Below are 16,920 nucleotides of genomic sequence, written 5' to 3'. Positions count from 1 at the left end.
ATTCAACTGGACTGGGATTCAACTGGTCAGTGACTGCACCAGGTAGCCTGAGGGCACCGCAAGTAGCAAGCTCAAGGCAACGCGAATAAACCATACGATTAGCATGCGGCCTACTGAAAGCGGAATGCTGGTCGAAAGAATGCAGGGTATGGAAGCAGAAAAGAACAGCACGGCGGAGACTGACACCACGCCTGCAGCGAAACGGGCGACGAATTCGGCCTCGGCCATCAGTAGCGCCGGTAAGAACATTTCTGCCAACCCGGAAGCAGATGCTTGCGCTAGCGCCGCAGCGTCATCCAGCCCCCAAATGGCGACAAAGGGGTAAAACAACCATCCCAACCATTCAAATAAAGGCGTGTATTTGGCGATGAGAAGCCCGAGCAGGCCTACCGACATGATCGAGGGTAAGATGCTGATGGCCATTATCAACCCTTCTTTAAAGTTGAGCGCTACGCTGCGATGAAGGCTGGGCGCGTTGGCGGCAATCTCCGTGCCTGCTTGCCAGGCAGTGCTCAAGCGTTTCCCCGCGATGGCCTCCGGTTCTCCGTCACGCTTATGGTCATCCATGTTTGCCAGAGGCGGCAGCCGCACCGTGATAGCCGTGACGATGAACGTAATCACCAGGGTGAGCCAGAAGTACAAATTCCAAATGCTCATCAGGTCCAGCGTACGGGCCACGATGATCATGAATGTTGCCGACACCGTGGAAAAACCAGTGGCAATGATGGCGGCTTCCCGGGCGGAATACTGCCCCGCTTGATAAACCCGGTTGGTAATCAATAGCCCGATCGAGTAACTACCTACAAACGAAGCCACGGCATCGATTGCCGAGCGCCCAGGGGTTCGCCAAATGGGCCGCATGACCGGCTGAACCAGTACGCCAATCAATTCCAGCAACCCATAGCTGATCAACAGTGCCAGGAAAATAGCGCCGATTGGCACAATCAAACCTACCGGAATCACCAGTTTCTCGAACAGGAAGGGCAACATGTCCGGTTCGTGCAGAAACGCAGGACCCCAACCCGTTAACGCCATGACGGCAACAACGACGCCAATGATTTTCAGCACGGTAAAAATGCTTTCGGTTACTGTTCGCCGCCAATAGCCTTTGTACAGAGGGTAGGCAGCGCCCGCGACGATCATTACTAACGCATAAATGCCGCTGTATTCCCCCATCAACGAGCGCAGTCCGGTGACCATATGATCGAGCAGGATAGTGCTCCGCCCCGCTATTTCGATGGGAACAAAGAAGATCAGGATGCCCAGAGCGCTAGGCACAAACAGTTTAAAGATAGTGGCAGCGCTAGTTCGCTGCTTGGTGGGCGGGTTTATGGGCTGCATGGGGAGGCCTCTAATTGTGTGGTTATCGTTCCGGTGATTTGGGTTTCTTTTATGTATATACAATAAGCTAACCTCATACAGCATTTGCGCATAGCACTTGGCAATAGACATTAGTCTAGTGTGGTGGGCGTGATATGATCTCCTGTTTGATGGTTATTTAATTTAAGTGATTGTTTTTAAGTTATTGTTCTTATTTTTAGATGTTTCTTTTGAACTTTGCAGCTGCTTATTTGCATATTTCATGGCTTGACGAAGTAATCCGGCATGGGCTTAATTGTATATACATTATGTTTGCTCCAAGGAGACCTCCATGGCTAATAACAAACGACGCTACATTTGGCGCGATATCAGTGTCTTCGATGGTCTGAAAACGTTGCCTGAGTCCATGGCTGTCATTACTCAAGGTGAGCGTGTTGTCACCATGACGCCCATGGGTGGCTTCGATGAGTCACAGGCCGAGGGTTGTCATGATATGGGGCGGGGCGGCGTGATGACGCCCGGTCTGGTGGATTGCCATACGCACTTGGTTTTTGGCGGCGCCCGCGCGGACGAGTTCGAGGCGCGTTTGGAAGGCGCAAGCTATGAAGACATTGCCCGCCGTGGCGGGGGCATTCTGAGTACCGTTTTGGCGACGCGGGAAGCGAGTGAACAAACGCTCTTCAATGCCGCTTTGCCACGTCTTAAAGCGCTGGTTGAGGAAGGCGTCACTACGGTCGAGATCAAGTCGGGCTATGGGTTAGACGTGGCTAATGAACTGAAAATGCTGCGGGTGGCCCGGCGTCTAGGTGAAGAGTTGCCAGTACGCGTGTTTACGACACTGTTAGGTGCCCATGCCTTGCCGCCGGAGTATCAGAACGATAGCGACGGCTATATCGAGCTGGTCTGCAATGAAATGATTCCTGCCGCAGCGGCCGAGGGGCTGGCCGATGCCGTCGATGTCTTTTGTGAAAAAATCGCCTTTTCAGTAGCGCAGTGTGAGCGGGTTTTCAAAGCCGCCCAAGCTCATGGTTTACCCATCAAAGCGCATGCCGAGCAGCTCTCAAACTTGGGGGGGGCCGCGATGGCAGCCCGCCACGGCGCATTGTCAGCTGACCACATTGAGTATCTCGATGACGCCGGTATTGCTGCCATGCGCGAAGCAGGCAGCGTGGCCGTCATTCTCCCCGGTGCTTTCCACACCCTGCGTGAAACGCAGCAGCCGCCCATTGCGGGGCTGCGCGAAGCGGGTGTGCCGATGGCTGTGGCTACCGACGCTAACCCAGGCAGCTCGCCGATATTTATGCCCACGTTAATGCTCAACCTGGCTTGTACGCTGTTCCGCATGACGCCCCAGGAAGCGTTGGCGGGGATGACCGCCAATGGAGCTGCCGCGCTAGGGCTGAAAGGGCAGGGGCAGCTTCACGAAGGCGCGGTGGCTGATTTGTGTATCTGGGATATTGAGACACCCGCTGAGCTGGCATACGCGGTGCAGCCAGGCCGCCTACGGCAGCGCGTCTATCAGGGGGAGTTGACCCATGGCCGCTGATACGCCCATTGATATGTCGCTCTGGCAGGGGCGCACTGATCCTGAACCCGATAGTGACCGTTGGCACCAGCGTATTGAGCCGTTAGCCAATAACGCCGTGCCGGGGTGTGCACTGCTGGGCTTCGAAAGTGATGCAGGTGTTGCGCGCAATCAGGGACGCACCGGCGCTGCTGAAGGCCCTAATGCGTTACGCCGTGCGCTGGCGCCGTTGGCTTGGCATCGCACAGCGCCTGCTTACGATGCTGGCAATGTGCGCTGTGTTGATGATGGGTTAGAGGCAGCGCAACAGACGCTTGCTGATCGGCTGACGTCATTATTAACCGCTGGCCATCTGCCCATTGTGCTGGGTGGCGGGCATGAAGTGGCCTATGCCAGCTGGCTGGGTCTGGCGCAGTTTTTTATGCCAAAAACGGCGCCACCGCGGATTGGCATCATAAACCTGGACGCGCACTTTGATTTGCGCGATCCAGCGCATATTCGCTCCTCAGGCACCCCCTTCGCCCAGATGGCCGATAAGTGCCAAGAGTGGGATTGGTCGTTTCGCTATGCCTGCCTGGGGGTAAGCCGCGCTGCTAATACGCGCGCCTTATTTACCCGCGCCACCGCGCTCGGAACACTGGTTCGGGAAGATCGCGAGATCGATGCGCTACGCCTTGATTCTATCGTTAGAGACATGCAGCGCTTCATCGCCAAATGCGACCACCTTTACCTAACCATTGACCTGGATGTGCTCCCTGCTGCCGAAGCCCCTGGCGTCAGTGCGCCTGCCGCACGCGGTGTTTCGCTTGCCTTGATTGAGCCGCTGATTGAAGCAGTGCGTGACAGCGGCAAGCTTCGCCTGGCGGACTTGGCAGAGCTCAACCCCAGCCTGGATATCGACAGCCGTACCGCCAGAGCGGCGGCTCGTCTTGTGCATTTGCTGACCTTAGATAACTGAATTTAGAAAGTTAACCCTGAATGACTGACCAGGGCACCGCTCTAGACCAACGAATAACGAACAGAAACACAAGGAATGACGCCATGCCAACCAACGATAAACGTCACGATGCTTCACGTAAGATCATTGCGCCGACCGGCACCGAGCTCAGCTGCAAAAGCTGGCTGACCGAAGCGCCGCTTCGCATGCTGATGAACAACCTTCATCCGGATGTAGCCGAAAGCCCCGAGGATTTAGTGGTGTACGGCGGCATCGGCCGCGCTGCCCGTGACTGGGCGTGCTACGACAAAATCGTCGAAACGTTACAGCGCTTGGAAGATACCCAGACGCTACTAGTGCAGTCTGGTAAACCCGTCGGTGTTTTTGAAACCCATAAGGATGCGCCCCGGGTATTGATCGCTAACTCCAACTTGGTACCCGCCTGGGCTAACTGGGAGCACTTCAACGAACTGGATCGCAAAGGCTTGATGATGTACGGCCAGATGACGGCGGGTTCTTGGATCTATATCGGCTCCCAGGGCATTGTGCAAGGTACCTACGAAACCTTTGTTGAGGCGGGTCGCCAGCACTATGACGGTGAGCTTAAGGGGCGTTGGATTCTGACCGCCGGGCTGGGTGGTATGGGCGGCGCTCAGCCGCTGGCGGCTACGTTGGCCGGTGCCTGTTCACTGAATATTGAGTGTCGGCAGGCGAGCCTCGACTTCCGCTTGCGTACCCGCTACCTGGATGAACAGGCTGACAACCTTGATGACGCCCTGGCGCGTATTGAGCGCTATACCACCGAAGGTAAGGCTATCTCTATCGGCCTGTGTGGTAACGCCGCCGATGTGCTGCCGGAACTGATTAAACGCGGTATCAAACCAGATATGGTCACGGATCAGACTAGTGCCCACGACCCATTGCATGGCTACCTGCCTTCCGGCTGGACATGGGAAGAGTACGTGGCGCGGGGCAAGTCTGAGCCTGAAGCCACCGTGACGGCGGCCAAGCAATCGATGGCGGTGCATGTGCAAGCGATGCTCGACTTCCAGAAAATGGGCGTGCCCACGTTTGATTACGGCAATAACATTCGGCAGATGGCAATGGAAGAAGGGGTTGCTAACGCCTTTGATTTTCCGGGTTTTGTGCCTGCCTATATTCGTCCTCTCTTTTGCCAGGGCATCGGCCCCTTCCGCTGGGTGGCGCTCTCCGGGGATCCTGAGGACATTTATAAGACCGACCAGAAGGTCAAAGAACTCATTCCCGATGACCCGCACTTGCACAACTGGCTCGACATGGCGCGCGAGCGGATTAGCTTCCAAGGGCTGCCAGCACGCATTTGCTGGGTGGGGCTTAAAGACCGTGCCCGCCTGGGGCAAGCCTTCAACGAAATGGTGAAGAACGGCGAGCTAAAAGCACCGATCGTTATTGGCCGCGACCATCTCGATTCGGGTTCCGTTGCCAGCCCCAACCGCGAAACCGAGGCGATGATGGATGGTTCTGACGCCGTTTCCGACTGGCCGTTACTCAACGCGCTGCTAAACACCGCAGGCGGTGCCACATGGGTGTCGTTACATCATGGCGGTGGGGTTGGCATGGGCTACTCCCAGCATTCTGGTGTGGTGATCGTGTGTGACGGCAGCGATGATGCCCACGCCCGCTTAGGCCGTGTGCTGCGCAACGACCCGGGCACTGGCGTGATGCGCCATGCCGATGCTGGTTATGACATTGCTAAACAGTGCGCCAGCGAAAACGGTCTTGATTTGCCGATGCTTAATCAGTAAAGCCCGCACAAATACAACAGTTGAGAAGGTGGGGTGACCACCTTCCTGTCTCTAAAGGCGAATAAATGAAACATCTAGAAATTCAGCCTGGCAAAATGACCCTTGCCCAGGCCCGCCAGATCCACGAAGCGCATGTGCCTGTCACGTTACCGGAAAGCGCCAATGCAGATATCCAGCGAAGCGTCGATTGCGTGAACCGGGTCGTCAGTGAAAACCGCACGGTCTATGGCATTAATACGGGGTTCGGCTTATTGGCCCAGACCCGCATTGCCAACGAAGATCTTGAATCGTTACAGAGTTCCCTGGTGCTCTCTCATGCCACTGGTGTGGGAAGGGCGATAGACGACGCCCTGGTGCGTTTGATTATGGTGCTTAAGGTCAATAGCCTGGCGAGAGGCTTCTCCGGCATCCGCCGTGAGGTATTGGATGCCCTGGTGGCACTGATCAATGCCGAGGTTTACCCACATATTCCACTTAAAGGATCGGTGGGGGCATCCGGTGATTTGGCGCCCCTGGCACATATGAGCGTTGTGCTGCTAGGCGAGGGCAAAGCCCGCTACAAAGGCGAGTGGATCTCCGCCGAAAAGGCGTTGGAAATCGCTGGCCTGGCGCCAATCACGCTGGCACCCAAAGAGGGTCTGGCGCTGCTTAATGGCACGCAGGTATCGACCGCCTATGCCCTGCGGGGGCTATTCGACGCCGAAGACCTGTTTGCGGCGGCGACGGTATGCGGTTCGCTAACCGTAGAAGCCACTTTGGGGTCACGTTCACCCTTTGACGCTCGGATTCATGAAGTGCGTGGCCAGCGCGGCCAGATTGACGCGGCCGCCGCTTACCGCCATCTCCTCGGCGAAAAGAGTGCCATCGGTGACTCCCATGCTAACTGCGATAAAGTCCAGGATCCCTACTCGTTGCGCTGCCAGCCACAGGTGATGGGTGCGGTATTAACCCAGATTCGTCAGACAGCCGAGGTGCTCGCGGCGGAAATCAACGCGGTCTCTGATAACCCGCTGGTATTTGCCGAGCAGGATGACATTATTTCCGGCGGTAATTTTCATGCTGAACCGGTAGCCATGGCCGCTGACAACCTGGCGTTAGCCATCGCCGAGATCGGTTCTCTGGCCGAGCGTCGTGTCTCTTTGATGATGGACAAGCACATGTCGCAGCTACCGCCATTCCTGGTCGAGAACGGAGGGGTCAATTCCGGGTTTATGATTGCCCAGGTCACCGCCGCGGCGCTGGCGAGTGAAAATAAAGCCTTGGCGCACCCCCATAGTGTCGACAGCCTGCCTACCTCGGCTAATCAGGAAGACCATGTCTCAATGGCGCCTGCCGCCGGTAAGCGGTTGTGGGAAATGGCGGAGAATGTGTGCGGCATTTTAGCCATCGAATGGCTGGGGGCGTGCCAAGGGTTGGACATGCGCCAGGGCTTGACCACTACCCAGCCGCTAGAGCAAGCCAGGCAACTGCTACGTGCGCGCGTTAGCCACTACAAGCAGGATCGCTTCTTCGCGCCCGATATCGAAGCCGCTAGCGAACTAATACGTGAGCGCACGTTAAGCCCGCTGGCGCATCCGCATACGTTGCCAAGCCAGTTTTAAGGCGTTTCATGCGTTCCCTGTGGCGCTAGGCCATAGGGAACGCATTATTACCATCTAACAACAAAGTAGGTTTTTCATGAATGCTATCGTTCTGGCTATCCTAGTGATGGTCGGCTTGAGTCTTGCTCGCGTTTCAGTTGTGTTTGCCCTTATCGTCGCCACGCTGGTAGGTGGGTTATATGCGGGTATGCCTATTGGTGAGATCCTTGACGCCTTTAATGAGGGGTTGGGTAATGGCGCCACCATCGCGCTCTCTTATGCAGTGTTAGGGGCGTTTGCCGTTGCTTTATCCCGTTCAGGTATCACCGAGCTGCTGGCCAGCCGGGCGATTGGACGTTTCCAGTTAGACGAGTCCGGGGGTAGCCGCCGAACGGTCACCTATACACTGCTGGCGGCGCTTTTAGCCGCGGCAGTCAGCTCGCAGAACTTGATTCCTGTCCATATTGCTTTTATTCCAGTGCTGGTGCCGCCGCTGCTAAAGCTGATGAATCATCTGAAGCTTGACCGGCGACTGGTGGCTTGCGTGATTACCTTCGGTATCACGGCGCCGTATATGTTATTGCCCGTGGGGTTTGGGGCGATATTTCTGAATGACATACTGCTCGCGAACCTCAACGAAAGCGGCGCGGCGCTGGGGTTGGAAGTGACCCGTCAAATGGTGCCACTGGCGATGGCGATTCCCATTGGTGGAATGGCATTAGGGTTGGCGGTGGCGGTGTTTTGGAGTTATCGCAAGGGGCGTGACTACGAAGACCGTGAGCTGGCCCATGGTGACAAATCGCCCCAAGAGGCCGCGCTTTCTCTAGCCGGGTGGCAAAAGGCCATGTTGGTTATTTCCCTGGTAGGTACGGTCACCGTGCAACTGATGACGGGCTCTATGGTACTTGGCGGCATCTTTGGGTTTGCCTTGCTCTCCATGAGTGGCGTTTTCCGCTGGCACGAGCAGGACGGTATCTTTACCGAGGGGATGCGCATGATGGCCCTGGTCGGCTTTATCATGATTTCAGCGGCAGGTTTTGCCAGTGTGATGCAGGCCAGTGGTGAGGTGGAAGGGCTGGTGGCGAGCTCTGCCGAGCTTATCGGTGACAACAAAGGGCTGGCCGCATTGATTATGCTGCTGGTCGGTCTCTTTATCACCATGGGCATTGGCTCTTCGTTTTCGACCATTCCCATTATTGCTTCGCTCTATGTGCCTTTGGCACTGAGCTTTGGCTTTTCGCCTATGGCGACAGTGGCATTGGTAGGCACGGCCGCCGCCCTGGGCGACGCAGGCTCACCCGCTTCAGACTCCACCCTAGGCCCCACCGCAGGCCTTAACGCCGATGGGCAGCATGACCATATCTGGGATAGCGTGGTGCCTACCTTTCTGCACTACAACATCCCGTTGATTGTGTTCGGCTGGGTTGCTGCCATGGTGCTTTGATTCCACTAACTGGATCGAACCGCAATACAATTTCGCGACGCTTAAGCATTAACTAACCATTCTACAGCGTATGGCCAACGCCCCGCCTTTGTGCGGGGCGTTGGCGTGTTAGGCAGGGCGGGCGGTTGATTTGACTCCCGCCAGGGACGCCAAACTCTATCTGCTAATTAGATGCCATTGACATCCATCACGCCTGGACGATGTAGATCGAACTGGAGTGGAAGTCACGTCGTGTGCGCTTGATTATTGAGACCGCCTTCTATACCAGCGGATGAAATACAGTGACTGCCTTTAAATGCTTATCGTTTATTTGGTCGTCTTTGCTGCTGAGTGGCACGGCTGGATAGCTGTACGTCACGAAAACTATAGCTACCAACTTACGATTTTATTAGAGACGATTTCCACCACTTGATTTTTTCTTGCACGAATAAGTTCCCAGTCATTTAAAAGGGCTAATGCATACACTCGCTTAAACAATGCTTTGTTCAAACGAGGTGGTCAAATGTATTTCCTCGGTTATTCAGTTGTTTAAAATAAAGTAAGGGAAGCTTTCTTGATTGATTTTGTTAATAAGAAATCAGTGCATTAGCTTCTGGATGTGGCCTGGAATGGTATGTTTTTAGTCCTTGATAGTTAGGTTTCTACTGTAAAAAAGCATTAGTTGGCGTCATTTTTTAAACGGAAAATGTATTATTTTTAATGTTTCTTTTGCTTGGTAACAGTAAAAAATAAAACCTAAACTTTGTTTTCTTGGTTAGTTGGCCTGATTTTTATAATAAGTCTGTTGATGTTTTTTTTATCCGAACTATTTTTTAACCAGTGCGTGGCTTTGCGTGGAAGCTATGCAGCAGCGTTTGTTGCCGCGTAGCTTTAGCATTGTTGATAAAACTAATGAAGCTGAAAATTGCTTGCAGATTAAAGTTCATGATGCGAAGTAGGGCTTGCGTTCTGTTTTAGTAATTTTTAGTTAATTTGTTGCCCGAAAGCTGTTTTAAAATAATCAGTTAAAAGGATCCTCCCATCATGGTTACGAATAATTTTTCTCAAAGCAGTTTAGATCTCAACGGAAAAATTACCTTGTCCCAACCTACCGCACTGGTGTGGGGGGCAGATGGTCGCCTCTATATCACTGAGCAGAGTGGTGATGTCAAGGTTTTAACCGTAGCATTTGGAGATCCTAATACAGCAGATAGTGACAGTACGGCAAGTTTCTATGTTGTTGAAGCTGAAACTGTTTTTTTAGTAAAGGAATTACCTAACCATAACGATGATGGTACCGAGGGGGGATCTAACAATCGTCAAGTTACGGGTATTGATGTAACCCCGCAATATGATGAAAACGGTGACCCGGTCATAATTAATGGAAAGCCGGCAGTCAATATCTATGTGACATCTAGTGATAATCGCATTGGTGCTGGGAGTAGTGGCTCTGACACAGGTCTCGATACAAACTCTGGCATCATTACGCGCCTAACGCAGACAGTAGATGGATGGGAAGCACTAGATCTTGTCCGGGGACTTGCTCGTTCCGAAGAGAATCACTCTCTTAATGGTTTGGAAGTCATACAAGAGTTTGACGATAACGGTCGTTTACTAAGTGAGAGGCTCATCGTTGCTAACGGGGGGAATGCCAATGCTGGTGCACCTTCGAATAATTTTTCTGGACAGCAGGAAACGGCCTATAGTGCGGCGATTTTAGAGGTCGATCTTGATCAACTTAAATCCATGGAGATCAAAAACGATGATGGCCGCAATTACGTCTATGACATTCCTACCTTAAACGACCCCTCACGCTCCCCGAGCGAAGAAGCGCTCACTGACCCCTTTGGTGGTAATGATGGCTTCAACGGGGGAAAAATAGACCCTAACGGCCCAGTGCAGATTTATTCTGCGGGGTATCGTAATGCCTATGATGTAGAAGTTACCGAAGATGGACGCGTCTGGACTTATGATAACGGCGCTAATAATAGCTGGGGCGGTCGCCCTGTTGGGGAGGCGGGGGATAATGGTGGCAATATCGATGCTGAACAAGATGAAAACTATATAGCTACCAATCTTAATAACGGTGATGGTAGTGGTAGTGACAGCATCAATACTGAAGCTTGGAATCCTAAAAACCTCGATCAGTTTCACGAAATCACTCGATCAGACGATCTCGCTGGCCGGGTTCTTTCCGCTGGTCAGGCGGGCGCCGCCACCTACGTAATGGCGCATCCTGACTTTGACGATCCTTTAACCCTGGTTTACGGCGGCCACCCGAACCCGACACGTGCCAGTGGCGGTGAAGCTGGGCTCCTCTTTACGCCCAAAAATGGGGTTGAGGACGCTTTCCTGCTGGTATCTGAAGAGCACTACGACAGTGTTATCGACTGGCTGGTTACCGTTGAGGATGAGTCTAACGGCGTGTCTTCTGGGGATCTTACAAGCCGCGTTATTAGCTTAGTTCCTGGAGAGCTGTATTACATTACCGAAAATGGTGAGGCGTACCTGACTAGCGACTATACCCAGACGCCGCCGAGTATCGGAGGATCCGATGTACTCGGAACCGCTGGGGTGCCGGCAGATATTGATGACGTGGTGGCCACACTTAACGCTATCGAAGGCAACTATCTCGAAGGAGGATATAACGATGGCGCAATTGACTCAGGTACAGGGTCGATCAATGGCTTGACCGAATATACGTCGACCGTTTTTGATGATGGTGAGACGAAGATGTCCGGCGCTCTTATGGCAGTACAGTTGGGCGGTGGCAACCTCATCGTGATGGGGCGGGATGAGAATGGCGTCATGCAAACCGCAAGCGGTAGCGGCGGGGTAAAAGCTGCTGAGAGGATCACATTGACGTTGTCAGGTAGTCCTCTTGGGCTGGCTTCTATTGGCGATGACCTATCTGCATGGGATAACCAGGCAGCGTTTCGTGGTTCTGTTTGGGCAACTGTTTACAGCGGAAGTGGTACCAAAATCGAAATCCTACAGCCCAATAATGGCGCTGTTCCTCTCGCCGGCAGTGAAGCCGCTGATCCGACTGATCATGATCTTGACGGCATTAACCATATTCATGATCCATTTGAGTACAGCGCTGCAAATGGTCTCGCGCTGACGCCAGGCGAAGCCATCGTCATGAATTTTCAGCCTACCGAGGCTCCCTATCCCGGCACCATTGGTGATACTGGTTTGATGGGCGCAGCACTTGATGGTGCGACGCCGAACCAGGATGCCAACCCGGATCAGGGGCTTCCCGGCCTTTATGATATCGGCGGTAATATCATTCCCGGTGCCAATGCCGCGCTGTTCCAAATCAAGGAGGTTGTGCCGGGCAGTGTGGTCGGTCCTGCAAATAGCGTTCGTGATGCTATGCATGTAGGTGTCAATCCCAGCAGTGATGTTCAGCGTCTGGTGGCAACAACACAGGTGCTCAACTGGGTTGCCGATAATGGCGGTGTTGCAGATGGCCAACTGACCGGGCTCATGTTTGGCGATGGTACTCAGGCCAACTTCGTACGCCTTGTGTTTGGAGAGGTAAACGGAGGAGCTGGCTTTGAAGTTGGTTATGAAATCAACGACAACAATTATCAGGCGTTGGCTCAAGTGGCGGTGCCAGCACTCACAGATACTGCTGTGACGCAGGTTGAATTATACCTAGAGATTGATATGGCTGACGGCTTCGCCCTCTACGCGGGCTACCGTTTCAATAGCGAGGATGCCTTTACCGAACTGCCTCTGAATGGTTTTACGCTGCCTGAGGGTGTTTTACGTGACGTCCTGACAGGTAATCATACCATCAGCGATGGTGATTCCCAGGCCCCCTCTGGAGCTGCTTTTGGCTTCCTAGCTGAAACCAGTGAAGGTGCGCCTCTTGCACCGGTTAACTTCGAAAACCTCAAAATAAATGGCTTCGGTAATGAGATTGAGGCAGATTCGGCTGGCGGTGTGGGGGCCGAAGGCTCTAATGGTATTGACACTATTATCTATACCGGAACCGATACCGTACTGTCGCCGCTGGATGACAGCGTCGAGAACTTCGATGGCTCCGGCACCATGGCAGATTTTCATGCCACTGGTAATGGCGGCGACAACGTGATGATCGCCGGGAGTGGCAATAATACGTTTACAGGGGGCGGTGGAGCCGACAGCTTCCAAGGTACGCTCGATACTATAAACGGTACTGAAATCACCGACTTCACACCCGACGATGAAGTCGTTGTTCAGGGTGCTTCGTTCGATGCCAGCGACGTAACCTATCAAGCTGGATCCGCGATCATTACTATCAATAACGAAACAGCAATCACTTTTAGTGGTGAAGGTTTTGACGACTTCGATCCCAGTACTGGCGAGTCAGTATTCAGCTTCACGTCCACCGCCAACGGGACGCGCATTACCACTGTACCTGCGTTGACCGCGGTTGCTGCGATCAGCTCGGGGGGCCCCGATATTAACAACGTCACCGTACGTGACCAGACAATTGATTTCCTCTCAGACATGACCAACGCTGAGGTTAATGGCTGGGTTAGCGGTGTCACCTCCAAAGATTATGTCAACGTAGTCGACATCGACGGCAGTGTCCCCGATGAGCTGCATCAGTCTGAGCGCTCGGCAGAAGATGCCGGCGAATGGGGCTACTCGATTCCGGTCGAGAACGGTGAATACCTGATCGATATGTACTTCGCCGAAATTTACCATGGTGTGGAAAACAGCAGTGGTACCGGAGCGCGTGTCTTTGACATCAGCATTGAAGATGCGCTGGTGGAAGATGACTATGACATTATTGGCGATGTTGGTAGCGCAGCAACCGAAGTGATCAAGACCTACGCCGTTACCGTCACTGATGGTGTTCTCAACATTGGCTTCGATGCCTCGATCAACCAGGCCAAAATCAGCGGTTTGGTGGTCTGGCAAGTTGGTGGAACCTATGTGCCACCTGAAGATGTAACACCACCGGAAGTCGTGTCGATAATGATCGATCAACCTTTCGATAACGACAGTGACATCTTGGCCACAGTAGTGGTTACCGATAACGCTGGAATTAATGTTGATTCTATCAATGGTGATGAGCTGATTTTTACCGGTTATGAGCCTGGTGCCGTCTCCCTGGCTGATAACGATGCTATTACACTCAGCAATGATGGCAAGACCGCTACTATCCAGTACACCATTTCTCCGCCGGCAGGTTCTAATGCTTGGGAAAATGGTGCTTTCAAGGTTGGTGTTGCTGCAGGTAGCTTTACTGATACTGCAGGCCTTGGTATCGCTGCTTTTGAAACGGATGTCATTATTGCCCGGAACCTTGAACAGCTCGTCAAGGGAGCGTTACAAAGAGCGATAAACGTTGGACCAACCAGCAACACTATCGATAATAGTCTCGAAGGTGATGATAAAAATACTTATGGAGGTGCCATCACCAATGATCCGATCCTGGGTATCGATCTTGAGGCGGATGACCCCGCGTATTACTCGCCGAGTACAAAAACAGGCAGCAATATTGATGGTAAAGCCGGAGCAACCGGTAGCAACAGTGGTGGGGTCGATCTGGATGGTTCTGCCTACCACACCTATCGTGACTCTGCCGCTGGCTCATACACAGCAACCTATGAAGTGCCCAATGGTTTATATGTGGTGGAGCTGCATTTTGCTGAGCTTTATCAAACCCAGGCCGGCCAGCGCCAGGGGGACTATACGATACAAGGCGAGTTGTTTGCCGAGAACTTCGATGCCTTTACAGCAGCGGGAGGAGCCGACAAGCCAACCGTTCTTACCAAAAACGTTATAGTGACAGATGGCAAGATCGTTATTGATGTCAATGCGGATAACGGCGAGCCGGGCTTCAACGCCATAGCTATTTATCAGGCAGTCGACAGCGGTATACCGATTGCCAGCATTCTTTCGATTGAAGCGCCGGAATCGAGCGATGGACAGGTTATTGTCACTGTCCAGTACACTGACGATGGCAACATTTCTGGCACACAGATCGGTGCTACCGATGTCACTGTTTCCTCTGCCGCTGGTGCGTTAGTTACTCCTTCGCTGGTGGCTTATGATAGCGCCAGTGGCATTGCCACCTATACCTTTGACGCCCCTGAGAGCGGCTGGCAAACCGGGACAATCACCGCTTCAGTCGCCGCCAATGCAGTACTCGATAGCGATAACAATGGCAACAGCGCAACGGCTAGTTCGGTTTATGTGAATTACTCGAGCGATGGAGTCATTCTCGAACTTGATTTCGAGAATCCCGGATCGCCACTTGAGGAAGGCGGTTTTGATGGCACGCTGGGTGACGTTGTAGATGATACGGTCTTCACGACTGTGGAGGGGGGCGAACTGGTCGTCTGGACATCCAATGGCGACATTTCACAAGCGGCTGCCCCGAGTGCGAATGACTTTATCAAGTATGTGGCACTGGGCGATCCAGCGTTAGAGACGATAAACATTACCTCGCGCTTTGATAATCCCTTCCCTGCCGCGCTCGCAGCCCAAGAGTTACCAACTGATATTGTCCCGAACTATGCCCAGCAAGGCATAGTCTTCGGTCTTGGCAGTCAGGGCAATAATGAGCTCGTCAAGCTAGTGTTCGGTGGTAATGGCGGTAACGGGGTGCAAATCTGGTCGAAAAGCGCCATTGATACAGTCATTCCGCTTGCGAGTATGCTGAGTAATGCCTCAACAACCCTGAATGATATTGCCTCTGTAGAACTGACGCTAGTCGTCAACAAGACAGCCGGTACTGTGACTCCTATCGTTACTTTCTTCGATACTAACGAAAATGTTCTGGGGGGCTTGCGTGCCGAGGCAACCGAAGGTTTCGCAACGGCGTCCCCTGAGGTGTTGCCACCCGCAGTGCTAAGTAATCTTACTGATCCGAACTCAACAACGGCAGTCGGGGTCACTTCAACTGATTACAACGATCCCATAGAGTCGTTCATGGCTAGTTGGGATTATCTCAACGTGACCTCGCCGGATCTCATTTCAGAGCCAACGGATCCCACCACTACTCTGGCTATCGTTAATGCTCCTGACATCATCGAGAATGGAGACGATGGCTTCACGACACTGAACTTCGGCCTCACCGCTTCAGATGGCTTTAGTGGCGAGGTGGAATTGACCCTGAGCATCGATGGCGCGACCGTGACGGATACGTTGAACTTCAGCGACGGCACCGCCATCCTGTCGGTTGATGTGCCTAATGACGATGTGGCTAATGGTACTAGCGAAATTTCAGTCACTTTGGTTGCAGTCAATAGCACAGGGTTGTTTGAAATTGATGCATCGGCGGCCACAGCAACGGGTAGTGTGACCGAAGACGATGAGGGCTCTGTGCCCAATCCGGACGACCTGGATGAAGACGGCGTTAATAATGATGACGACCTTTTCCCATACGATGCTGCTAATGGCATGATTTTAGCGGCTGGCGAAACCTTCTTGCTTGACTTTGAAGAAGACACCGCGAGTCCTTATGAGGCTGGCCTGACGGGGTTAATGGGCCGGGCAAATGAGAGTAATTCTGCTGGAGCTGTCGAGAGCGGTACAGCAAGTGTCGAGAATGGCACACTCAATATTGTAGCCGATACAGGTGATCACTATACCAACAACAATTCTCAGAAGGATGCATATGCGGTAGGGGTGAAGAATCCTGGTGGCTTTATCGTTGAGACAAGTTTTGCTATGCCGGACTTCGATGATCAGCAAGAGGGCCTGCAGGCACCACTTAACTACCAGGCTGGTGGTGTTGCGGTCAGTCTTTCGGAAGACAATCTAGTGAAATGGATTTTCGGTGCGAACGGTACCGCTGCTTTCCAGCTCGCCCATGAAAATAAACAGGTAGAGGGAGCAACACCTGCTGTTCCAGGCGCGACCTTTGCCTTACCGAGTGGTGTTGTCTACAGCGACATAGCTTCAGTGAAGCTGATGCTTGAAATAGTCGTAGATACTACATCCGGCGAAGTTAAGGCACTCACTCGCTCTGTATTGACGTTGAATAATACCAATATAATTGACGGTGCTTCGGGAGAAATAACGCTGACTGATCCGTTGGCTTCAGCAATTAAGGATGAAGCTCAGGGCGTCAGCGTAGGCTTTATACAAACATCCACCGGCGGTCAGTCGCCTGATACTTTCGACATTTCTTACGACTATCTCCAGGTGTCCTCGACCGAAGAGGCCACACCTCAGGTACTGGTTGGCATAACAGATGCTGGTCCGGTGGTCGAAAACGGCGACGAGGGCTCTACCACACTAAGCTTCGGCCTTACCGCTTCGGAAAGCTTCAGCGGCGAGGTGGCATTGGATCTCACTATTAATGGTACATCCGAGCCCCGCACGGTGGTCTTCACCGGCGG

General features: G+C 53.1%; 7 protein-coding genes. 6 read left to right on the top strand and 1 reads right to left on the bottom strand.

The window, feature by feature from the left end; all coding sequences use genetic code 11:
* Positions 1-18 precede the first annotated feature (18 nt).
* The gene (locus tag HALA3H3_RS24035; protein WP_022524084.1) at positions 19-1,341 is read right to left on the bottom strand and encodes a YjiH family protein; all 1,323 of its coding nucleotides are present in this window, start codon (positions 1,339-1,341) and stop codon (positions 19-21) included.
* A 310-nt stretch (positions 1,342-1,651) separates the two neighbouring features.
* Between HALA3H3_RS24035 and hutI the strand changes: the two genes are divergently transcribed.
* From hutI to HALA3H3_RS24005, 6 genes are all read left to right on the top strand, one after another.
* The gene (gene hutI, locus HALA3H3_RS24030) at positions 1,652-2,866 is read left to right on the top strand and encodes an imidazolonepropionase (protein ID WP_022524083.1); all 1,215 of its coding nucleotides are present in this window, start codon (positions 1,652-1,654) and stop codon (positions 2,864-2,866) included.
* Positions 2,856-3,803, top strand: coding sequence for a formimidoylglutamase (gene hutG / locus HALA3H3_RS24025; RefSeq protein ID WP_022524082.1), 948 nt, complete (start codon positions 2,856-2,858; stop codon positions 3,801-3,803). The genes hutI and hutG overlap by 11 nt, the downstream gene beginning before the upstream one ends.
* An 83-nt stretch (positions 3,804-3,886) precedes the next feature.
* A complete protein-coding gene (hutU, locus tag HALA3H3_RS24020) occupies positions 3,887-5,566 on the top strand; it encodes a urocanate hydratase (protein ID WP_022524081.1) in 1,680 nt (559 codons plus the stop codon).
* A gap of 65 nt (positions 5,567-5,631) precedes the next feature.
* Positions 5,632-7,167, top strand: a complete 1,536-nt coding sequence (gene hutH, locus HALA3H3_RS24015; RefSeq protein ID WP_022524080.1) for a histidine ammonia-lyase — start codon at positions 5,632-5,634, stop codon at positions 7,165-7,167.
* Between the two features lie 76 nt (positions 7,168-7,243).
* Complete coding sequence (locus HALA3H3_RS24010) at positions 7,244-8,590, top strand: Na+/H+ antiporter family protein (protein WP_022524079.1); 1,347 nt, start codon at positions 7,244-7,246, stop codon at positions 8,588-8,590.
* A 1,023-nt stretch (positions 8,591-9,613) separates the two neighbouring features.
* A partial coding sequence (locus tag HALA3H3_RS24005; protein WP_053857089.1) for a malectin domain-containing carbohydrate-binding protein occupies positions 9,614-16,920 on the top strand: 7,307 nt, incomplete at its 3' end.

Source organism: Halomonas sp. A3H3 (assembly GCF_000982975.1).
Lineage (GTDB): Bacteria > Pseudomonadota > Gammaproteobacteria > Pseudomonadales > Halomonadaceae > Vreelandella > Vreelandella titanicae.
This window is presented reverse-complemented; position numbering and strand designations above follow the sequence as displayed.

Coding starts and splice junctions, on each gene's coding strand:
- HALA3H3_RS24035 (WP_022524084.1), bottom strand. CDS start 1,341: ATGCAGCCCATAAACCCGCCCACCAAGCAGCGAACTAGCGCTGCCACT.
- hutI (WP_022524083.1), top strand. CDS start 1,652: ATGGCTAATAACAAACGACGCTACATTTGGCGCGATATCAGTGTCTTC.
- hutG (WP_022524082.1), top strand. CDS start 2,856: ATGGCCGCTGATACGCCCATTGATATGTCGCTCTGGCAGGGGCGCACT.
- hutU (WP_022524081.1), top strand. CDS start 3,887: ATGCCAACCAACGATAAACGTCACGATGCTTCACGTAAGATCATTGCG.
- hutH (WP_022524080.1), top strand. CDS start 5,632: ATGAAACATCTAGAAATTCAGCCTGGCAAAATGACCCTTGCCCAGGCC.
- HALA3H3_RS24010 (WP_022524079.1), top strand. CDS start 7,244: ATGAATGCTATCGTTCTGGCTATCCTAGTGATGGTCGGCTTGAGTCTT.